16 protein-coding genes and 1 pseudogene are annotated in these 23,149 nt (G+C 34.7%); 2 read left to right on the plus strand and 15 right to left on the minus strand.

The annotated features are described in order from the left end of the window. Positions 1 to 70: 70 nt before the first annotated feature. From CLV00_RS00830 to CLV00_RS00845, 4 genes are all read right to left on the minus strand, one after another. The gene (locus CLV00_RS00830) at positions 71 to 1,450 is read right to left on the minus strand and encodes a Gfo/Idh/MocA family protein (RefSeq protein ID WP_099713401.1); all 1,380 of its coding nucleotides are present in this window, start codon (positions 1,448 to 1,450) and stop codon (positions 71 to 73) included. A 100-nt stretch (positions 1,451 to 1,550) separates the two neighbouring features. After that, on the minus strand, positions 1,551 to 2,891 hold the full coding sequence (locus tag CLV00_RS00835; protein WP_233206835.1) for a DUF3472 domain-containing protein: 1,341 nt from the start codon (positions 2,889 to 2,891) through the stop codon (positions 1,551 to 1,553). A gap of 102 nt (positions 2,892 to 2,993) precedes the next feature. Beyond that, positions 2,994 to 4,691 (minus strand): RagB/SusD family nutrient uptake outer membrane protein, encoded by a 1,698-nt coding sequence (locus tag CLV00_RS00840; RefSeq protein ID WP_099713402.1) that lies wholly within the window; start codon positions 4,689 to 4,691, stop codon positions 2,994 to 2,996. 11 nt (positions 4,692 to 4,702) lie between these two features. Beyond that, complete coding sequence (locus CLV00_RS00845; protein WP_099713403.1) at positions 4,703 to 7,765, minus strand: TonB-dependent receptor; 3,063 nt, start codon at positions 7,763 to 7,765, stop codon at positions 4,703 to 4,705. 695 nt (positions 7,766 to 8,460) lie between these two features. Here CLV00_RS00845 and CLV00_RS00850 point away from each other — a divergent pair. After that, positions 8,461 to 9,111, plus strand: a complete 651-nt coding sequence (locus tag CLV00_RS00850; protein WP_233206836.1) for a sugar-binding protein — start codon at positions 8,461 to 8,463, stop codon at positions 9,109 to 9,111. A gap of 132 nt (positions 9,112 to 9,243) precedes the next feature. Continuing rightward, the gene (locus tag CLV00_RS00855; RefSeq protein ID WP_099713404.1) at positions 9,244 to 9,984 is read left to right on the plus strand and encodes a tyrosine-protein phosphatase; all 741 of its coding nucleotides are present in this window, start codon (positions 9,244 to 9,246) and stop codon (positions 9,982 to 9,984) included. A gap of 76 nt (positions 9,985 to 10,060) precedes the next feature. On the opposite strand, the gene CLV00_RS00860 is transcribed toward CLV00_RS00855, so the two are convergent. The 11 genes and pseudogenes from CLV00_RS00860 to asnB form a co-directional block, all read right to left on the minus strand. After that, a complete protein-coding gene (locus CLV00_RS00860; protein WP_099713405.1) occupies positions 10,061 to 11,926 on the minus strand; it encodes a nucleoside-diphosphate sugar epimerase/dehydratase in 1,866 nt (621 codons plus the stop codon). 450 nt (positions 11,927 to 12,376) lie between these two features. Continuing rightward, entirely contained in the window at positions 12,377 to 13,318 is a 942-nt protein-coding gene (gene rfbA / locus CLV00_RS00865) for a glucose-1-phosphate thymidylyltransferase RfbA (RefSeq protein WP_369800887.1), read from the minus strand. Continuing rightward, positions 13,287 to 14,332 (minus strand): annotated as a pseudogene (gene rfbB, locus CLV00_RS00870) (dTDP-glucose 4,6-dehydratase). The gene rfbA and the pseudogene rfbB overlap by 32 nt, the downstream one beginning before the upstream one ends. Before the next feature lie 662 nt (positions 14,333 to 14,994). After that, the gene (rfbD, locus tag CLV00_RS00875; RefSeq protein ID WP_099713406.1) at positions 14,995 to 15,849 is read right to left on the minus strand and encodes a dTDP-4-dehydrorhamnose reductase; all 855 of its coding nucleotides are present in this window, start codon (positions 15,847 to 15,849) and stop codon (positions 14,995 to 14,997) included. A gap of 239 nt (positions 15,850 to 16,088) precedes the next feature. After that, positions 16,089 to 16,928 (minus strand): Bro-N domain-containing protein, encoded by an 840-nt coding sequence (locus tag CLV00_RS00880; RefSeq protein WP_099713407.1) that lies wholly within the window; start codon positions 16,926 to 16,928, stop codon positions 16,089 to 16,091. Between the two features lie 271 nt (positions 16,929 to 17,199). Then, a complete protein-coding gene (gene rfbC / locus CLV00_RS00885) occupies positions 17,200 to 17,748 on the minus strand; it encodes a dTDP-4-dehydrorhamnose 3,5-epimerase (protein WP_099716179.1) in 549 nt (182 codons plus the stop codon). A 22-nt stretch (positions 17,749 to 17,770) separates the two neighbouring features. Continuing rightward, complete coding sequence (locus CLV00_RS00890; protein WP_099713408.1) at positions 17,771 to 18,910, minus strand: DegT/DnrJ/EryC1/StrS aminotransferase family protein; 1,140 nt, start codon at positions 18,908 to 18,910, stop codon at positions 17,771 to 17,773. Then, entirely contained in the window at positions 18,903 to 19,517 is a 615-nt protein-coding gene (locus CLV00_RS00895) for an acetyltransferase (RefSeq protein ID WP_099713409.1), read from the minus strand. Before CLV00_RS00895 ends, CLV00_RS00890 begins: the two co-directional genes overlap by 8 nt. Before the next feature lies 1 nt (position 19,518). Further along, positions 19,519 to 20,121 carry a sugar transferase gene (locus CLV00_RS00900; RefSeq protein WP_099713410.1) on the minus strand — a complete coding sequence of 201 codons (603 nt, stop codon included), beginning with the start codon at positions 20,119 to 20,121 and terminating at the stop codon, positions 19,519 to 19,521. Next, positions 20,114 to 21,277 (minus strand): glycosyltransferase family 4 protein, encoded by a 1,164-nt coding sequence (locus CLV00_RS00905; RefSeq protein ID WP_099713411.1) that lies wholly within the window; start codon positions 21,275 to 21,277, stop codon positions 20,114 to 20,116. The genes CLV00_RS00900 and CLV00_RS00905 overlap by 8 nt, the downstream gene beginning before the upstream one ends. After that, entirely contained in the window at positions 21,267 to 23,144 is a 1,878-nt protein-coding gene (gene asnB, locus CLV00_RS00910) for an asparagine synthase (glutamine-hydrolyzing) (protein ID WP_099713412.1), read from the minus strand. Before asnB ends, CLV00_RS00905 begins: the two co-directional genes overlap by 11 nt. Positions 23,145 to 23,149 lie beyond the last annotated feature (5 nt).

Genomic DNA, 23,149 nt, shown 5'->3' on the forward strand with positions numbered 1-23,149 from the left:
TCAACATACAAAAGAGAGCAATACATAGTGTATCACCCTCTTTTTTTTAGCTAAACTCAGTATTCATTTCTTATTTAGAAAACTCTAAACCTTTCAATTTTTGCCAACCTCCACGAGTGAAATCAGGAATCTCAACTGGTGCAGAATTGTTATCCAAAGAAATTTCTGTCAAAGGAGCAAGACAGGACCATTCAGCCAAGTCATACACATCCATATCCAATGGAAGTCCATTTTGTAAACAATAAATCAAACGATAATCCATTATAAAATCCATACCTCCATGACCGCCAACTTTTTTGGCTTTTTCTTCTATTCCCGCTACAATCGGGTGTTTGTACTTTTCCATCAAAGCTTTTTTCACATCAGCAGGGACAAAACTATGGGCATTCAATTTTTCATGATTGGGTGTAATATCTGAACCTACTGATTTAGAATCCAAGGCATAACCCTCTAAAGGATATTTATTGGCAAACCCTTTTGTTCCGCTAAGTTGATACATACGGCTGTATGGACGAGGGGAAGTTACATCATGTTGAATTTGGATTGTTTTTCCTTTTTCGGTACGAATCATTGTCATCGTATGATCTCCGTTTCTAAAATCTGTCACTTCTATTCCTGATTTTTCTTTAATATAAGCAGGATTACCAACGGCTTTAGTATCCATAGAAACTAAAAAATTCATTTTGTCACCACGGTGAATATTCAATGCTTGACACGCTGGTCCCATTCCATGGGTTGCATAAATATCACCACGGTGTTTTCTATTGTAATCCATACGCCAGTTATTCCAGTACTCGCCCCAGAAAGGCTGAAGTCCGTGGATATAAGCCCCTTCAGCATGCATAATTTCGCCAAACAATCCTTGTTGAGCCATATTTAATGTCGTCAATTCAAAGAAATCATACACACAATTTTCCAATTGCATACAGTGCTTACGCGTTTTTTCGGAAGTATTGATTAAGTCCCAAATTTCTTCCATTGTCATGGCACCAGGAACTTCAATGGCTACATTTTTACCATCTTTCATGGCTTGAACGCCAATTTTTGCATGGTTTTTCCAATCGGTTGCTACATACACAAGATCTACATTAGGAAGTGCCGTTACTTTTCTCCAAGCATTTTCATCCCCAAAAAATTCTTTAGCTTTTGGAAGTCCCGCTTTGGTAAGAATTTCGTTTGCCGATTTCGTGTTGGTTTCTAGCATATCGCACAATGCAACAATCTCCACTCCCGGAATATGGGTCATACGCTCAACTGCTCCAGGACCACGCATCCCTAAACCGATGAACGCAATACGAACAGTAGGGATTGGAGCTGTAGCAAGACGCAAAACATCCGTTTGTCCTTTAGCACGTTTTGGAGCAGGAGTCTTTATCATTTGGGCAGATGACCCTACCCATCCTAAAAGGCAACAAATAATTAGTAGTGATTTAAAAATTGTAGTTTTCATAATTTAATTTATTTATTTAAAAAAAGGAAGATAATCAAGCTGTAGATTACCCATTCTGCAATACTTTAGTATTATTTTTAGCTTAAACTGTGAGTACTCTTTACGGTAATGCGTTAAAATCAATATCCGGTTTTTTTTGATGTAAAGGTCTTGTAAAAACGCTTTGCGCTTTGGTAAAATTATTAAAAAAGCCCCCGTTTTTCAAATAGAATGATTCGTTATTTAGCAGGCCACCGGAATAATCCATACGGTATCCTATAGTGCCCGTATTGTCAGTTGTGAATTTCGCGGAGTTTATCTCTGTCCAATTCCCTTTAGCGTCACAATACCATTGATTATTGAATAACACTTCGCGAGATTTATTCCCTTGTTCCGGAGAAAAATTTTCTAAAAACGAATGAAATCGTTTTAAATAAGTATTGGTTTCCGGACGGTTAAAGCTGGCTATTAATTGCCATTTGTTTAATTCGGGTGCAAAAAAGTAAGCGGTATAGGTTGTTGAATTATCGTTTTGAGGAATTCCACGTAGTAAAAACTGATACGTATTTCCTGCAATCCAATTGTACTTCAAATAACTTTGTCCGCCGGAACCCTCATTGCCAAATTCTCCTGTTGTAACTCCTGCTCCTTTTTTAAGAAGTTTAATTTTTTTAGAATCTGGAATAGTTGCTGGATCATCCGTTACAAATGGGCTCCAAACAGAGAATAATACTCTGCGCTCTGTATCCGAATTAACTTGAATACCAAAATAGCCTTCTGCGAAACCATTTGCCATATAATAAGAGCCTATAATATCTTGGCCTTTTGGCACCGTAACTTCGTTGTAATACCATTCAATAGTTGCATCTGTTGGGACTTGATAATTTAAGTGTACGGAAGGTCCTCTTCTTCCCCAATGGTAAAAACTACCTTCGTCATTTTCAACAAATGCAATTTTGTCTTTAGCAATCGAGCTGTTAATTGTTACACTTGAAATAGAAGGAAAATTACTTTTATTCTTGCTGATTCCTTTTATTTTTAAAGCAACATAACCCGGTTCAGTAATTTCCCAACGTCCTATTTGGTAAGAATCTTTTTTGGTGTCGTTGAATTCAACTCTCTTGGATTCATTGTTAATGGTGAATTCTAAAGTTGATTTACCAAGAACAACCAATGACTCCTTATTTATGGAAAATTGGAAAACTCCTGGTTCAGAAATTCGAAAATAAGCAGTAAAATATTCTTCAGAATTGGTCCAATACTCAATTCCATTTTTTGTAATGGTTTCAACTTTCGCTAAGGGAGTTGAACTAAAAGCATTTCCACCAAGAGGCAAAGAAAATTCAGTTATCATTTTAGAATCGTCCTCACCAATAGCGCCAGTTCTTTCACCACCGCTGCAAGAAGTTAATGGAATCAATAATACGATTGCTAATAGTTTTGTAAAGAATCTTTTTTTCATCTCTAATTTTTTATACTTATTTCTATTCAGGAATTTACCTTTTCTGACACCTTTTATTCTTAACCAAATGGACGTTTTAACAACATTATTCTAACCTTTTTATTATTGATTTTGGGTTAGCGTTCCGGGATAAGCATTTATTTCTGATTGAGGAATGTATTGTATCACGCGTAAACTTGATGCAGGAATATCTTCCATTGCACGGTGTGGTCCTGGATAATGACGCGTCATAGTTTGTCCGTTTCTATATACATCGTAGCCTCTATGTGCTTCGAAGGCTAATTCTAATTGACGCTCTTCATCAATAAGTTGAATAGCATTGGCACTAGTTAATGTAGTGTATCCAGCACCAGGAATTGATCTTTCTCTTACTATATTCAGATTGATGCGAGCATTTGTGTAATCTCCTTTTTTAGCATATGCTTCCGCCATATTCAAATACATTTCAGATAATCTTGAAATGATTGGAGAATGAAGATGTGAATCATTATCCTGTAAAGAACATTTAGTGATATAGTACATTGGATATACGCGGTTCAATAACATCATAAAATCTTTTTCACCAACATACGTTTTTCCTTTATAAACAATAGAATAACTATTCTCAGCAGCATCAACTTCTGTCAGATCGTATTTATCTGTTCCAATATTGATATAGAATGTACCATCAGCATTACGTTTCAGAGGTTGTTGCAGATAGTTATAACCCGTTTGTACTCCGCTGGCATTATAAGAATCATGCACAAAACGGAATGCTTCTGTTTTATTATTTGATGCATCAACTGAATATTGAGGCTCAATAAATGCCCAACGAGCATCATTTTTCTTACCTGACTTACGTAGTAAATCTAAATATTTAGCACTAGCATACATTTCGCCCCAACCTTGGCCTTGTATATTAGCATACATCCCGCCAATACCATAATAATGATCAAAACCTGAAAACTCTGAAGCTACACGTTTAACCGCAAAAATAGTTTCCGTTTGTCCGGCAGCATCAGGAGCAAACGTGTTGTATTTCATAAAATCAGCTCTGCTAAGCAAATTGTAATTCCCGCTTGCAATTACTTTATTTGCATACTCTATAGCTAGAGAAGCATATTCTTGATTTGGATTTTGATAGGTACCACTCATATACAAATATATTCTTGATAGCATTGCTTGTGCAGCTTCCTTGGTTGCATAAGTCGCACTGCGTTTTACGGTCATTAGCGTTTCTGCTTTTTTCAAATCATTTATAGCTTGTTGATAACTGTCTTTAATTGTGGATCTGTCTGGTAGACGTAAATTATCGATGTCAGCAGGCATTCCGTTTACAATGGGTACTCCCAAATTAGTTTCTGGAGATTGTGAATAAGGTCTGCCGTAGGTACGAGATAAATAAAAGTAAATCATTCCTCTTAAATAATAAGCCTCACCCAATTGTTGGTCAATTTGTGCATTTTCACCTTCTGAAATAATTTTGATTAAGTCACTTGATTGTGAAATAATTTTATAACTGTTGTTCCAAAAAACGGATAATCTTCCGTTATCCGGTATGTGTTGATACGAAATAAAGGAATAGAATGAATCTGTAGATGTTCCACGTATCATAATATTATCGCTAGGATATTCTCCTACTCTGTGCATAACGTCAGACCATCCTTTAAGTTGTGCATAACAACCATTTAAAAGTACTTCGACTGCCGCTTCTTTATCAGCAAGAATTTTATCCTCGGTGTACGAATTAAATGGCTCTCTCTCTAGCTCACAAGAGTATAAGAAACTAATTGTAATGAATAATATAAATATCTTTTTCATGATTTATTTTTTTAAAGAGTAAGATTAAGACCTAATACAAATTTGCGTGTCTGAGGATATACTGATGTTGCAACTCCTGTTATTTGACCATTACTAGGTGGTATCTCAGGATCAACTCCAGAGAAGTGAGAAATTGTAAATAAGTTTTCTGCAGATACAAATAATCTAAGATTAGAGATATTCAAACGCTCCACATTTAAGTTATATCCTAAAGAAAGACTTCTCATTTTTAGATAGGTTCCAGTTTCTAAGAAACGAGACGAAGCTTTATTTGAGTTACTTTGATTGTTATAACTCGCTTGAGGATGAGTCGCAATATCTCCCGGTTTTTCCCATCGGCTCCATCCGCTGTGAAGATTCATTTGGTTACGATCAGTATATGCTCCATCTGAATCAAATTCTGCTCTGGCATAATTATAAATTTCACCTCCTACAGAATAGGTAAATATGGCTGATAAATCAAAACTCTTATAATCTAAATTTGTTGAAAATCCACCAAAAAACGAAGGAGTATAGGCTCCCATAGCAATCGGTGTTTTTGAAGCATTACTATAACTAAATGTTTTTACGCGTTCCCCGTTTGCATTGGTTTCAAACCATTGAGGTCTTCCGGTCTCTGGATCTACACCAGCCCATTCGGTCAGGTACCACGTATCAACATCTTTTCCTGGAGTCAATAATTTAGAAGCTGAACCGGCAATTCCAGAACCATCGCCCACGATGATTTGCTTTCTTTCACCATAAAGACTGGTTACTTTGTTTTTATTCACGCCAATATTAGCATCAACAGCCCATCTCCAATCTTCGTTTTTAACGATTTCAACATTAAGTGCAGCTTCAAAACCTTTGTTGCTTACTGCCCCAACGTTTTTCCAAATGCTGGTAACTCCAATAACTCCTGGCAAAGGAACTTGATACAATAAACCAGAAGTGTCTTTATCATAATAATCTAAAGTAAGGTTGAATCGTTTTAAAAAACTAATGTCTAAACCAACTCCGGCTGTATATGTTTTTTCCCAACTTAAATCAGGATTTGCAATTTGAGAAATTAGGGCTCCTGGATTTTCGTTGTAACCTGTCGTTAAAGAATACAAGGCATAATGTGGATAAAGACTGTTTGGTCTATTTCCTACTGATCCGTAACTGGCTCTAAGTTTTAAGTTTGTAATATAATCCGCTTTAAAAAAGTCTTCTTTATGAATATTCCATCCACCACTTACTGAGAAAAAATTTCCATATTGTGAATTAACCCCAAAATTTGAAGCTCCGTCACGTCTAAGCGAAACTTGCGCTAAGTATTTATTATCATAGGTATAATTTACATTCGATAGTAAAGATTGTACAGCCCATTGTGCTCTGCTTCCTTTTACTTTTTCAGGAATCGAAGCTACATCACCAACTATAAATCCCGGAGCAAATCCAGTAGCAATTCCTACCGTACTTTTTGAGTTAAACTCATTCCATTCATATCCGGCAATGGCATTAAAGTCGTGCTTTCCGTATGATTTATTGAATTTAAATAATTGATTAGTATACACTCTATTATAAGAACTCATGTAATCCTCAATTCTACCTTTTACTGCTAATCCGCTGGAAGATCGTGGATCTGAATAAGCCATAGAATTTGAATTTGAAAAAATATAGTTGTTTACTGATGCAAATGTTAACCAATCCGTAAGTTTTATATCAAAATCAAAATTACTTCTAACATCGTATGCTTCAGATTCGCTGTAGTCCCATTGTAAATCATACAAATAGTTCGATCCAGTTGTATTTACCCAAGTAGGATTTGGTTGATTCCCCACCAAAGTACCGTCTGCTAAATAAGGGTTATCCCAAGGCATATTGCCATACATAGCGCCTACAGAATGTTGTCTGTCTAATACATCTCTGCGTGTAGCATTAATTTGTGGACGGACTGTCAACCAATTATTTACTTTGTAACTAAATTTCAAAAGGGCATTATAACGCGTGTAATCATATCCTCTTATAGCGGCTGTTTCATCATAAACACCAAGAGAAATATAGCTTTTTAGACTTTCATTACCACCACTTATAGAAAGATTATGATCCGTAGCTAAGCCTGTTCTGGTAGCATTGTCCCACCAATCAAAATTTTTATTTCTTAATTCGGGAGTCCACCACCATGCATTTGAAAAATCCTGTTTATTCGAAAAAGAATCATACAAGTCATATAATTCTGCTCCATTCATCAAGTTGAAATTACCGGTATTTAAAGTTGTCGCAGCCATTTTAGTGGAGAAATTAATGGTTGCTTTACCTGATTTTCCACTTTTTGTGGTAACAACAATAACTCCGTTTGCACCTTGCGAACCATATACCGCAGTTGAAGCTGCGTCTTTAAGTATCGTCATAGTTTCAATATCCGAAGGATTAATACTACCGGCACTACTTCCTACGATAACTCCATCAACTACCCATAAAGGATCAGTGCTTCCGTTTACTGTTGTTTTTCCTCTAATAATTATTTTTCCGGCTTCACCTGGTTGTCCAGATCCAGAGTTTACATAAACTCCTGTAGCTTTTCCTGCTAATAAATTTTCAACAGAAGGTGTTGTCGCATCTGTAAGCTTCTTGTTATTAATTGTTTGTAATGAACCGGTAAGACTCTCTTTTTTGACCGTACTGTAACCTACAATAACTACTTCATTTAATTTTTGACCTGTTTCTTTTAAAACAATTTTTAATGGGCCTACACCAATGGCAACTTCTTGCTCTTCCATTCCAATAAACGAAACGACCAAAGTGTTACTATTTTCCAATACTTCAATAGAAAAATTACCGTCAGCATCTGTCTGTACTCCTATCGTAGTTCCTTTGATAAGTACATTCGCTCCAGGAAGAGGCGCACCACTTTCATCGGTTACTTTTCCTTTTACAACTTTCTGAACTAATGATAAATTAATATCGTATGACGCAACCGTTTTTATTGTCGAAGCTGTGGAAACTTGAAAAGTTAAAGCTAATAAAGAAAGAAGTGTTAGTTTGATTTCTTTGTGGGACAGATTGTTAATCACTAAATCCCTAGGTTTTTTTTGGGTTAATAATTTCATACTCTTGAAATGGTTTTTAGTTAATAATTGTTTGTTGGTTTATTCTGTTTTAAGTGTCGTATGTCTATTTTTAAATTAAGAAAAATGAACTCTAAAAAATTTGATTTATAATTTTTTAACGGAGTTAGTTTTTACCTAAATCTGCCATCTTTTTTTAATGCACATTTCTAAATTTATGTTCTTATATAATCTTCAAAAACATCAAATTTTGACCTAATAAAAGAGATGTTATTTTTTAACATGTGACGAAACTATAGATTAAATTTTTATTAAACAAGGAAAAACACAAAAAATGTGCTCGAACACATGTTATTTGTGTTCTCGAGCACATAAATATTGCGTGAAACGTTTTTTTAATAATAAAATTCTAATTTTTTAATAATCGAGTGCAGCTCAATTCCATCTCTTTTTTTTAAGTAAAACAGGACATACTAATTAAATTATAAGAAATTCGGAATTTTTAAATCTAAAAATTAAAAATTCAACAGTAGTTCTATATAATTGAATTTACTTTTAATCTAAATTTCCCGTTATTTGGTATTGAATTCAACACAAAACAGATGCATCTAAGTCTTCTAATTAGGTTAGGAGAAAAGAAAAAAATTGACAAAGAGATTCATTGAAATTTCTTTTAACTATATTTCGAAAAAATTTGTTCAAAAACCGTTTTATAGAAACACTAAATGCCGCATAAAATGATTCCAGAAATGAAAGAATATGAAGTACAATTAATCAAAAACAAACAACTGACTATCTCCGGAAATGGAGATGATACAGCATGGGATAATGCCCAGATTTTGACTGATTTTTGTTCCCCATGGAATAACAAAAAAGGAACGGAAATAACATTTAAAGCACTTTGGGATGGAGAAAATTTATTTTTTAATTTTACTGTTTTAGATACCGAAATCCACATAGAAAAAAAAGATGACAGTTTTGAGAGTATTGGAAACTCCGATAGAGTTGAGCTCTTTTTCAGAACCGATGATGCACTGAACCCCTATTATTGTTTAGAGATAGACACTACTGGTCGAATAATGGATTTTATAGCGTATCCTAATAAGAATTTTGATTTCGATTGGAACTGGCCCAAAAATGATTTAGTAGTAAAATCATCTGTAAATACTGGCTCTTTTATCGTTGAGGGATCAATTAGCATTGAATCTTTAAAAAGTTTTAATCTGGTAAAAAACAACAGGATAGAAACCGGTGTTTTTCGAGCTAAGTATATAAAGACCCAAAATGAATGTTTTGAACCTAACTGGATTACTTGGATAAACCCAAATACAGAAAGTCCAAATTTCCATGTTGCATCTTCCTTCGGTTTGTTTATCTTAAAAGAATAGAAAAATACTACTCTATCGAAAACTCTGAATCATCAACATTTACAGCATCAATAAGTAAAAGAATTATTTTCTAAACACTCAAAACTGAACAACGATTACTCAAAACCGAACACTTTTTATTAACTTTGCAGTATGTTAACATTCTTCAAATCAAAACCCATACTTAGAGATTTAATTCCAGATTACCATATTGATATCCACTCTCATTTATTACCGGGTATTGATGATGGCGCAAGAACTTTTGGAGATACCCTAAGGCTAACTCAGGCGCTTCAGGAAATAGGTATTTCAGAGTTTATTACGACCCCTCATATTATTCAACATGTTTGGGATAACACTCATGAGCAAATTCTGGAAAAGAAAGCCACAACAGTTATAGAACTGGAAAAGAACAGCATTACAGTTCCATTTAAAGCGGCTGCCGAATATCTTATGGATGATCAGTTTGTAAAACTTTTTGAATCACATGATTTATTGACTTTAAAAGACAACTACGTTCTGGTAGAAATGTCATACATCAACCCGCCAATTCAGTTATATTCTATCCTATTTGATTTACAGGTGGCAGGTTATATTCCTGTATTGGCGCATCCGGAACGGTACTTATTTTATCATAATAATTTCAACGAATACCTTAAGCTAAAAAGAGCCGGCTGTTTATTCCAGCTGAATTTATTATCGGTAGTTGGATATTATGGCGCTGGAATCACTAAAATTACAGAACAATTATTACAAAAAGGAATGTACACCTATGTAGGTTCTGATGTACACCATGACAATCATATTACCGCTTTCAAACAAAAAGTAAATCTAAAAGATTTAGCACCACTTAAAGAAGCAATAGCCAATAATCAATTTTTCAAATTGGGATAATCATAGTTTTATAAATAAAAAAAAGGGCCCAAAGTAATATTACTTTGGGCCCTTTTTAATCTATTAAATACTTTTGCTACTTATCCAACAACTCAAAAGTCGAATTCATACTTTTAAACTCAGGTACAATTTGTTTCATTTTTAGCACAATTTGGTCGTTATCAAAATGATTTGCAATACTTATAAGCTCTTCAATATCTGTACTCAAAACATCAAACTCGTCTAAAATTTCTTCAGAAATCATAATTTTTTCATGATACGTTGGAAGTGTTTTTGAGGTATCATTCAATAATTCTTCATATAATTTCTCTCCTGGTCTCAATCCGACAATTTGTATTTTGATATCCTTGTCCGGAATAAAACCGGCTAGCTTAATCATCTTTCTTGCCAAATCAATAATTTTAACTGGTTTACCCATATCAAAAATATAAATCTCTCCTCCATTACCCATTGCTCCGGCCTCTAAAACTAATTGACAAGCCTCAGGTATCGTCATAAAGTACCTTATGATATCAGGATGTGTAATCGTAATAGGTCCACCATTTGCAATTTGCTTGGTAAACAAAGGAACAACAGATCCATTAGATCCTAAAACATTTCCAAAACGAGTGGTAATAAATTTAGTTGCATTCTTTTCACCGTTATTCTTGTTTTTCAATTGTAAGGATTGCACATACTTTTCAGCAATTCTTTTACTGGCTCCCATTACATTACTTGGATTTACTGCTTTATCAGTAGAAACCATTACAAATTTTTTGACTTTATAGAAGCACGACAAATCGGCAATAATTTTAGTACCCTCTATGTTGGTAAGAATAGCTTGAGAAGGATTTTCTTCCATCAAGGGAACATGCTTATAAGCCGCTGCGTGAAAAACTACTTGAGGCTCATATTTTTTAAAAACACTATTCATGGCTTCTTTATTCCTTACATCAGCAATTACCGCATGCATCTTAGAACTAGAATCTAAACCACTCATTTCAAGACACATGTGATGCAGCGGCGTTTCGGCCTGATCTAAAATAATAACAACCTTAGGGCTAAAACCTAATACCTGGCGAACAATTTCACTACCTATGGATCCTGCCGCACCAGTGATTAAAACGGTTTTATCTTTTAATTGTTTAGAAATCGATTTGTTATCTAATACGATAGGTTTTCTTTCCAGTAAATCTTCAATTTGAATATTTTTTACTTTTTGGCTAATCTCTTTTTGATTCTCCCAATCGGAAATTAATGGTACAGTATATACCGTATAATTGAATTCTAAACATTGATCTACAATTACTAATCGCTCCTCTTTCGATAAACTTTTATCAGCAATGATAACAGCTTGAGCGTTTACGGAACGCATTAATGGTGGTAATTTTTTCTTTTTAATCAAAATTGGCAAATCCAGCATACGCTTTGTTGCATTTTGATTATTTTTATCCACAAACCCAACAATCTTAAATCGGGATGGAGTTTCAAATTTTAAAGCATTAGCTACCGATATGGCATTGGCATCCGTGCCATAAATGATGGTTCTGATTAATTTGTTAGTTCCTTGTTCAGAAAAATAGATTTCAAAAGTTTGTTTGATTATTACCCGATATAAAAACAATCCGCAAAAAGAAAGTACAATGTTGATAAAAAAAGCAGTGTTCAAAAATGCCTTCTCTCCATGCAACAACTCGTACCCAAAATTAAAAAAAAGAAACAGCACCAAAACTGCCATTTGGGAAAACAAAAGCTTAACGGCATCTATATAGGAAGAGTGTCTGATAATACCGGAATAAGTTCTAAACAGCCAGAAAAAGAAAACATTTACACTAAATAAAGCGGCTATAAATGCAAAGCTATTTGGCGTAATGATGTAATCCAATCCCGTTCCCTTAAAGATAAGAATGGTAAAAAAAATGATAGTACCAAAACCGAAAAATCCATCATAATAATGATCCATCTGGGAAGATAGCTCAAATTATGAATGCTGAATTTCAAGTTCTCCCTTGAAAAAAAATTAGGGTTGGCTGATGGTGAATCCGTATTTTTAGTAGTACCCAAAGTATTTTTTTTAAAGATTATTTCCTTTCAATGCCCCAAAAATAACATTTAATGAATGGAAAAAAAAATCTTATTGATTCAATTTGATTTAAAATTCGAATAAATAAAAAAAGAGAGGCAGTACATCCCTTAATATCAGCCTAAATTCTCATTAAATCTCAAAAATAAAATAGTTGAATCCTTTGGGTGCAATTAGTTTTTTTTACAATAAATTTTCGTCAGTTCAATTGTGTTTTGTCAGTTCGTCCAGACACTTGGAGATTTTTTGTGGAGTAAAACGCAACAAAAAAGGTGTCGAAAACCATTTTAATAATAATAATAATAATAATAATAATAAGCAATCTGTTCTCTACAACTTATGCTTCAACAATCCCAAAAGATACTCCCCATAACCTGATTTTTTCAAAGGTTCGGCTAATTCTTTAAGTTGTTGTTCTGTAATAAAACCTTGCCTCCAGGCAATTTCTTCAATACAGCCTACTTTCAAGCCCTGACGTTCCTCAAGAACCTGAACAAATTGTCCCGCTTGCATCAGGCTGTTAAAAGTTCCGGTATCCAACCAAGCAGTTCCTCTACTCAAAATCCCCACTTTTAGTTTTCCTTTTTCTAAATATATTTTGTTCACATCGGTGATTTCATATTCTCCACGAGCACTTGGCTTGATATTCTTAGCAATTTCGACCACCGAATTATCATAAAAATACAAACCGGGTACCGCATAATTAGATTTGGGTTCTACTGGTTTTTCTTCAATAGAAAGAGCTTTGAGGTTTTTATCAAACTCCACCACACCGTACCGTTCCGGATCCGAAACATGATAAGCAAAAACAACTCCCCCTTCCGGATGGGTATTGGATTGTAACAACTCGTGCATATTGGCTCCAAAGAAAATATTATCTCCCAAAACCAGTGCTACACTATCTTTCCCAATGAACTCTTCTCCAATAACAAAAGCTTGTGCCAGTCCATTGGGAATAGCCTGCTCCGCATAACTGAATTGGCAACCAATAGCAGATCCGTCTCCCAAAAGTTTTTTAAAATTAGGCAGATCGTGAGGAGTAGAAATAATTAATATTTCATGAATTCCCGCCATCATCAAAGTAGACAACGGATAATAAATCATAGGTTTGTCATAAACTGGCATCATTTGCTTGCTCATCGCCAAGGTCAACGGATGCAATCGGGTACCGGATCCACCGGCTAGTATAATTCCTTTCATATTTTTTTTGACTTTATAACTTTCGACATTTGACTTTCGACTAACGATATTGTTTCTCGTAATAACTGGCATATTCCCCGAAGTAATATTATGCAACCAGACTTGATTTTCCAAATACCAGTTCACCGTACGTTCCAATCCTTGTTCAAAAGTAACCGAAGGCTTCCATCCCAATTCTTTATTGATCTTAGACGCATCGATGGCATATCTCAAGTCATGGCCTGGCCGGTCTTTTACATAGGAAATCAATTGTTCCGATGAACCTGCTGCACGGCCTAATTTTTCATCCATTATTTTGCAAAGCAATTTAACCAAATCGATATTCTGCCATTCATTAAAACCACCAATATTATAGGTATCATGATTTTTGCCTTCATGGAAAACCAAATCAATCGCTACGGCATGATCTTCAACAAACAGCCAATCACGAGTATATTTCCCATCGCCATAAACCGGCAAAGGTTTATTTTGAATGATATTATTGATAAATAAAGGAATCAATTTTTCCGGAAAATGGTAGGGTCCATAATTATTGGAACAATTCGTCAACACATAAGGTAAACCATACGTTTCTCCATAAGCACGAACAAAATGATCGGAACTGGCTTTAGAAGCCGAGTAAGGCGAATTAGGATCATAAGCCGTGGTCTCAGTGAATAATCCTTCAGCACCCAAACTGCCATAAACCTCATCAGTACTGATGTGATAAAAACGTTTCCCTTCATAATTGCCTTGCCAAGTAGCTTTAGCCGCATTCAATAAATTCATGGTTCCAATAACATTGGTTTTCACAAACGATAAAGGATCCGTTATGGAACGATCTACATGAGATTCGGCAGCCAAATGCAAAACCCCATCAAATTGATGCTCCGCAAACAATTGATCTATAAATGGCGCATCAACGATATCCCCTTTGATAAAAGTATAATTGGGTGCAACCTCTATATCGGCAATATTCTCTAAATTCCCAGCATAGGTCAACGCATCTAAATTAAAGATTTGATACTGAGGATACTTCTTCACAAAAAGTCGCACAACATGAGACCCTATAAAACCGGCTCCACCGGTAATTAATATTTTTTTCATTTTATTATTTTTTATTTAAACACAAAAAGTGAACCCACAAAAACCACAAAGTTTCCAGCAAAGAACAAAGAATTATACACGGAATACCTGAACACTTTTACTGAACACTGACCACTTCGCATTTCACCCACTATTCACTTCTCACCATTCACTTTCATTTCGAGCGTAGTCGAGAAACAAAATTATGTCCTGAATTTTCGGCTCCCTTTAGGGCTGGGGTAAAACGAAAATTGTAAACCTGTTCTCATCTCACTAAAACCCATACCTAAAACTCCTAGCCCGCCCTTAAATTAAAAACGTCAAAAAAACAACGAAAAAGTAAAGTGGCAGCAGTCCGCGAGTTGAGGACGAAGGACGAACGGCTCGGGCTGCGGAACGGCACTTTGATGTAGTTTTTAACCTTTTTATTTACAGGCTTGAAATCGAAGATTCATGAATACAAAAAAACAATAATAACCCATGAATATTTTTTTGTTTCTTTTTTTATCAAGAAAAAAAGTAAAGACTCTCTTCAAAAAAACTATTTATTGGCTATTTCATATACGATGTTCGATATACGATTTCCAAAACCAATTCCTCACTATTCACGCACCCTTTTCGGTTAAAAACGACTACTCATTCTCATAACAGAGAACTCACAACCGATAACTGATAACCGACAACTACCCCAACAACCCCATACATTTCCTCAAACTGGTTATATACTCAGGAACCACCACCCCATAAACAGATTTAATTTTACTTTTATCCAATAACGAATATTGCGGACGCTTAGCTGGTGTTGGATAAGCCGATGTTGAAATCCCGCTGATTTCAACATCAAAACCACCAATTTCTTGAATCGCCAAAGCAAACTCATACCAGCTGATTGCTCCTTCATTGGAAAAATGATAAATCCCGGCCTGCCAATGAGCATGGGTCAGAATCGTCATAATAGCCTGCGCCAAATCTGCGGCATAAGTGGGGCTCCCTATTTGGTCATTGACCACATTCAAACTGTCTCTTTCTTGCATCAGTTTCGACATGGTTTTCACAAAATTTGTTCCAAAACTCGAATATACCCAGGAAGTTCGGATAATAATTGAATCCGGATTGTACTTTATACAAGCCTTTTCCCCAGCCAACTTAGTTACCCCATACACATTAATCGGATTAGGCTGGGCAGTTTCTGTTAAAGCAGTAGCCGCTGTTCCATCAAAAACATAATCGGTGGAAACATGAATCAATTGACAATCATTCACATTACTCCATTTGGCCAATACAGCCACCGACTTATGATTCAACACATCCGACAATTCAAACTCCGATTCTGCTTTATCAACCGCGGTATGTGCCGCACAATTGATAATAATCTGTGGGTTAATTTTAGTTAATTCCGTTTCTAATTTTTCCAGATTACACAAATCTAATTCCTGATAATCTGTAAAAATCCATTCAAACTGGGTATACACTTTTGACAAAAGCCTTAATTCAGACCCAAGCTGTCCATTCCCTCCTGTAATTAGTATTTTTTTCATTTATTTTTTAATCTTTTCAATTTTCAAGACACGAATACTTTTCTCTACTAACTATTCACTTCTCACTGTCATCCTGAGCGAAGTAGAAGGACACTACTACCCTTTGTGTCGATACAAATTTACGTTCTGAATTTTCGGCTTCCGCCGTGGCGGATCGGGGTAAAACGAAAATTTTACACAACAACTTTAAACGGTAAACTCTTTTTAACGAACTGGGGACCCATTACCGATTCGACAAACTACTCCTTTTGTTCTTTATTTTTAGCATCCAAAACCTGTCTTGCATTCAATCCTGTTACTACCTTTTTACCTGTTCTAGCTTCTAATTCTTGAAGTGCTACTTTGGCTACATTGCCTCCTTGCTGAGCTACTTTTTGACTCTCTTCGAAACTTTCGGGATTCACAGCTTGAGAAATGTCTTTCGTAGAAGCTTCAGCCAACATATTTAGAATTAATTCCGTATTCGTCATGTTATCCCTAAGATTTTCTTTCTTCAGCCCTTTCAACACTTTATACTCTTTAGTCGTTTTGTCTGACCAGGCTTTGGAGATAATATCAGTCAATGTAGCAAATTGGATTCCTTCTTTCAATCCCCTGCTTTTCCATTCGTCAGTTAACTCTTTTCGAACCTCAATACTTTTTAAACGTTGATTGATCCAATTTTGAGAATAGCCCAATTGTAGATATTGTTCCAATGCGCGATCGATGGTCAGTTCTGGGTCTTGCATTTCATCCAAGCGCTCCGAAGCTATTTGTGCCAGCCAAAGTTTAAAAGGTTCAGCTTTTGGCGAAGGTATGGATTGTATTAACCTAAACAATTGTTCCGTATCGGCTACATCGGTCTTATAATACTTCCCATCGGCAGATTGCATTTTCAGTTGACTACAATTTGTAGTCAACTGACTCCCTTCCTTTTTTAAACGCATTTTCAGAACACTCCAATATTTTCTGGCATTAGGGGTTTCACTCAAAACTGCAATTGTATCTACAATAGAAAAATACCATTTTTCTTGATCGGCATCCCATAGAGTCCGCACTTTTTTATTTTCAAACAACTGTAAGGACTGACTTTGTTTCATACACAATAGTATCTTAAATCATTTATACTTGACCCGTCGAGACAAATTTACGTTCTGAATTTTCGGCTCCCTTTAGGGTCGGGGCAAAACGAAAATTTTACACCTACTCACTATTCACTACTACCCTCTGAACGAACACTGAACACTCCCTACTGTCATCTCGAGCGCAGTCGAGAGACAAAAATGCATTCTGAATTTTCGGCTCTCTTTAGGGCCGGGGCAAAACGAAAATTTTACACCTACTCACTTTTCACAACTCACTTTTCACAACTTAAAACTGGCTGTTACAATTAGCAAAATTAGGTAAAACTAAATCCTTTTCAGATACAATTGCATCCGCTAAATCCATTCCCCAATCGATATTCAAGGTTGGATCATCAAAACGAATTCCACCCTCACTTTGTTTGTTATAAAACTGATCGCATTTGTACATCACGACAGCCGTTTCACTCAATACCGAAAAACCATGGGCAAAACCTTGTGGCACCAACAATTGTTTTTTATTTTCGGCTGTTAATTTCACTCCGAAATGTTTTCCATAAGTAGGCGAATCTTTTCTCAAATCAACTGCCACATCAATAATTTCTCCTTGAAGTACACGAACCAATTTCGTTTGTGCAAAAGGTGGGTTTTGATAATGCAAGCCACGCAAAGTTCCTCTTTTAGAAAAAGATTGATTATCCTGAACAAATTCAATATCTATACCTAAATCGGTAAATTTTGTCTTGCTATATGCTTCAAAAAAATAGCCTCTTTCATCTCCAAAAACAATTGGTTCTACAATTACTAAATCTTTTATAAACGTTTTTTCAATTTTCATGTTAAAATTCAATTCTAATTTATTATTTAAAGAAATTCGCAATCACTGCCGCAATTCTTTCTCTCTCCACATCCGTAAGATTTGATCCGGATGGCAGACACAAACCATTTTCAAATAAGGTCTCCGATATTTTATTTCCATAATACGGATACGTTGAAAAAATAGGTTGTACGTGCATCGGTTTCCACAATGGTCGTGATTCTATATTGGCAGCTTCAAAAGCCAAACGCAATGCTTCTCTGTTTATACCATCTTCTGAACTAGGTTCCACCACAATGGCACTCAGCCAGTAATTAGCAAAATAATCATCGTTTGGAGCTGTAAAAACGGTGACTGCTGCAATATCCTTGAACAAATCAACATAAAAAGTATTCATTTTTCTACGTAAACCCACGTGATCATCCAATACCTCCATTTGCCCACGGCCAATACCAGCGCAAATGTTACTCATTCTGTAATTATATCCTATTTCACTATGCTGATAATGCGGAGCGTTATCTCTTGATTGGGTTGCATAAAATACAGCCTTGTCCTTTAAGGATGCAGTCGGCGTAACAATTGCTCCTCCTCCTGAAGTAGTAATAATTTTATTCCCATTAAAAGACAAAACCCCAATATCTCCGAAAGTACCACATTTTTGCCCCTTATAACTGCTACCTAATGCTTCAGCACTATCTTCTAAAATTGGAATCCCGTATTTATCAGCCACAACTCGAATTTCTTCAACTTTATAAGGTACACCGTACAGATGCACTGCAATAATTGCTTTTGGAGTTTTTCCTTTGGCAATACGGTCGATAATAGCTTCCTCTAAAGCAATGGGACATAAATTCCAAGTATCAATCTCGCTGTCAATAAAAATAGGAGTTGCGCCTTGATACAAAATTGGATTTGCCGAAGCTGAAAAAGTCATACTTTGACAAATTACCTCATCTCCCGCTTGAACTCCTAATAAAATTAAGCCTAAATGGATGGCGGCGGTTCCAGAACTCAAAGCACCCACAAAAGCTTGATTCTCTAAATAATTTTCTAAATCTTGCTCTAAACCATTTACATTGGGGCCCAATGGGGCTACCCAATTGGCATCAAATGCCTCTTTAACAAATTTTCGTTCGTTTCCACCCATGTGTGGTGAAGAAAGCCATATTTTTGAATTATTCATTTACTTGTAAATTAAATTTTATTATTTTGCCTGGATTACCGACCACAATGGCATAATCAGGAACATCCTTTATAATTACTGCCCCGGCTCCAATAGTAACCCATTTTCCTATTTTAACCCCTTGAATAACTGTTGCTCCAATTCCTATCTGACTACCCTCTCCTACCAAAACACCACCCGCTAAAGAAGCATTAGGAGAAATATGAACAAAATCATTTAGAATACAATCGTGATCCACAACAGCTCCTGTATTTATAATACAATGTTTCCCAATATTCACTGAAGCATTAAGAATTGCTCCAGCCATTATTACAGTCCCTTCATTAATATCTACATCATATGAAACGATAGCATTAGGATGGATTGCTTTCACATATAGGGCAGAAATTTTTTTAGAAATTTTTTTTCTTATCTTATTATTTCCAACTGATATAATTAATTGTTTGTCTATAAAAAAGTCTAAAGTTTTAGTTTTAAAAACCGGTACATCAAAAATTACATTAAATTTAGGATTATCATCAAATACCCCTTCAATTGGATATTCGTTTGATTTTTTAATAATGTCAATTATAACTTTACAATGCCCACTCCCACCAAATAAATACATCTTAATTCCCTTTAAAAGATTCTGTTGTTACTGAACCGTTTGCATTTATACCTTCCGACTTAAGTACTTTTTTTACAGTCAAAAATAATATCTTAATATCTAAAAAAAAATTTAAATTTTCTACATACCAAACATCATACTCAAACTTTTGTCGCCAAGAAATCGCATTCCTCCCATGAACTTGTGCCCAACCCGTTATACCAGGTTTTACTTCATGACGCTTTTTTTGTTCTTCATCATACAACGCCAAATATTCTGGCAATAAAGGTCGTGGCCCTATCAGGCTCATATCTCCTTTTAGCACATTGAGTAACTGCGGAATTTCATCCAAAGATGTTTTTCGAACGAATTTACCGATTTTTGTCAAACGTTGATCATCAGACAGTAAATTCCCAACTATATCCTTTTTGTCATTCATGGTTCTGAACTTAATAATTTCGAAAATTTTTCCATTTTTGCCAGGGCGGAATTGAAAGAAAAAAGGTTTGCCTTGGTTAGCAAAATACAAACCAATAGTTACAATAAGAAACAAAGGGCTTAATAATAGTAATCCTATTATAGCACAACTAAAGTCAATCATTATTTTAAAAAAAGATTTATACATTCTGTTCTAAACTTTTATATTCTGCCAAAATTGCCTCCCAAACTACTCGTTGCTCATACCGTGAAACAATCATTGCTCTAGCTTTTTTTTGTAATTGAGTCCTAAAATAATTATCAGATATCATTTTCTGCATGGCTGAGTAAATAGCATCGCTATCTTTCACAGGAATGATTATTCCATTTATTCCTTCTTCAACAATTTCATTACAGCCATTAATATTAGTTACAATACTTGGTAATCCCATGGCTCCTGCTTGCATGACCACATTAGGAAAACCTTCGCGATAACTTGGAAAAACCAAAGTATTTGAAATTGAAAAATACGGACGGACGTCTTTCTGAAAACCTACTGAAATGATATTTGCATTGTACTTTATTTCGTGCAAAGTTTGAAGTTGTAAAGGATCTAAATCCGATTCTAAAGACCCCACCAATAGTAATTTCACATCTATACTTTGCTTTGACAACTTCTCAAAAGCTTGTACTAACTCATTAATACCTTTATCGCTTACCAAACGCCCTACAAAAACAAATACAAAGTTATGCTTAGTAATTCCCAAATTATCTTTTAAAGTTTGCAGATCAGTTGCAGAGAACATGGCTGAGTCAAAATGACTTGTATTGATTCCGTTAGAACTACCGTTTGCAATAACTTTTAATTTATCTGGCTTGGTAAAATTATTTTTTAGTATAAAATCACTCAATACTTTAGAATTAGGATACACTTTTGTTGCACAATTGTATGTTAGTTGTTCTACAAAATCAAGCAATTTTCTTTTACTTCCTGTAGCTTCCATCAACGGTAAACCCGCAACCGTATGTAACCGATATGGAACTCCTGCTAACTTAGCTGCTAACATCCCAACAATCCCAGCCTTTGGCGTATGGGAATGTACAATTAATGGCTTTTCTTTTTTAAGAATTTTATATAATTCCCATAATGATTTAAAATCTTTAAGTAGAGAAATGGTTCGGGTCATTTCTATCGGAATTACACGAATACCCTCCTGGTTTTTAACATCTCTTAACTCTTGCCCTTCTGAGGAAATCCCAACAACTTCATAATGATTTGACATAAATTGATGCTGTCCTTTCAATAAAGTCTTCAACGAAACTGGAACTGTGGTAATACGAATAAGTTTATTTTTACTTTTCATAAGTTTGCTTATACCATTTTTGAAAACAATAGAATGTCCAAACTCTGAATGTATTATCAATTTTACCCTGCAAATGATTATTAACTAAATTTGAAACCGTTTCAAAATAAAAAATATTTTGTTTTTCAATAAACGATTTATCAATATAGGAAAGCAATTCACTTTTTAAATTTGCTCTCAACCAATCACCAACTGGTACTCCAAAACCTTTTTTAGATTTATTTAAAAAATCTTTAGGAAAATAGTCTTTGAAAGATTCTTTTAAAATATGTTTTTTATCCCAACCGTTTATTAAATATTTTTCTGGTAGTTGACTGGTGAAATTCCAAATTTCTTTATTTAAAAAAGGAGCGCGACATTCTAAAGAAGTCAACATACTGGTTCTGTCAACCTTAACTATCATATCCCCCTCAAGACTGATAATTCGGTCAATATTTCTAAAATCAGATAAGGTTTTATTCTTATCTCCTATTTTGTTTTTATAATAAGCTAATGAATTTTCATTGTACAAATTTTCTTTTAAAAATTCTTTCACTTCACTCTCATGAAATCCCAATGAAATTATATTATAATAAAAATCACCTTCGTAATTTATTGATTTTAATAATCTATTAATTTTAAAACGCTTACCTCTATTATCTTGATTTGTATTCAGTAAACTACTGATTCCAGATAAAAAACAATTGTGTAATGTTTTAGGAATGAACTTTGTATATTTATCATTCAAACTCCCCATATAGTATTTATTGTAGCCTCCAAAAACCTCATCTCCACCATCACCAGTAAGGGCTACTGTTACATATTCTTTGGTTTTATTGGAAACCACATAGCTAGCCAAAGCCGAAGAATCAGCAAAAGGTTCATCAAAATTCAGGATAATTTCATCGATATTTGCTGTTAAATCTTTTTCAGAAATAATAAATTCATGATGATTACTATTGATAAGTTTGGCTACCGTTCTAGATTTATCGGTTTCATCAAAAGATTTTTCATCAAAGCCTATTGAAAAGGTTTCTATTTTAGTACTTGATTGTTGAGCTAGGCATAAAGAAACAATAGAAGAATCAACACCCCCCGAAAGAAACGTGCCTAAAGACACATCAGCAATTGATCTGGAAGAAACACTTTCTTGCACCATATCATGGGTTAATTTCTTTGCTTCTGATTTTGAAATTTCAGAATATGCTTTAAATTTCTGATTCACCTCATGAATCTGAAAACTGAAATTATTACAATCAAATTCAAGATAATGATTTGCTTCCAATTTATGAATGCCATCATAAATCGTATAAGGTGCAGGTATGTAGGTTAATTGCAAAAAAAGATTTAAACTCCTTTTATTAATATTTGGCTTAGTTGGTAGTGCTTTAATAATCGATTTCAATTCAGAAGCCCACATAAAAGTGTTGTTGCTCTTAGTATAATATAGTGGTTTTTCTCCAAAAAAATCTCTTGCTATTAAGACTGTATTTAGTTTTTTATCATATATGCTAAAGGCAAACATTCCATCTAGATCCTTCAAGAATTCTTTTCCGTAAAATTCATACATTTTCAAAACTACTTCGGTATCTGAATTCGTTTTAAAAGCAACCCCCTTATTAATTAATTTTTTGCGTAATTCAACATAATTATAAATCTCTCCATTAAATACAATACTTATTGTATCATCATTGTTTGATATCGGCTGCTTTCCACTACTAAGATCAATAATAGATAACCTTCGCATTCCCATAAAAATACGATTCTCACAATTAAAAAATCCATCCTGATCAGGGCCTCTATGAATAATCAAATTATTCATATCTGAAAGAACATTTATTAATTGACTATCCCGAACTGAACTTATAATTCCATTAATACCGCACATAAAAA

The sequence above is a fragment of the Flavobacterium sp. 11 genome, from assembly GCF_002754315.1.
Classification (GTDB): domain Bacteria; phylum Bacteroidota; class Bacteroidia; order Flavobacteriales; family Flavobacteriaceae; genus Flavobacterium; species Flavobacterium algoritolerans.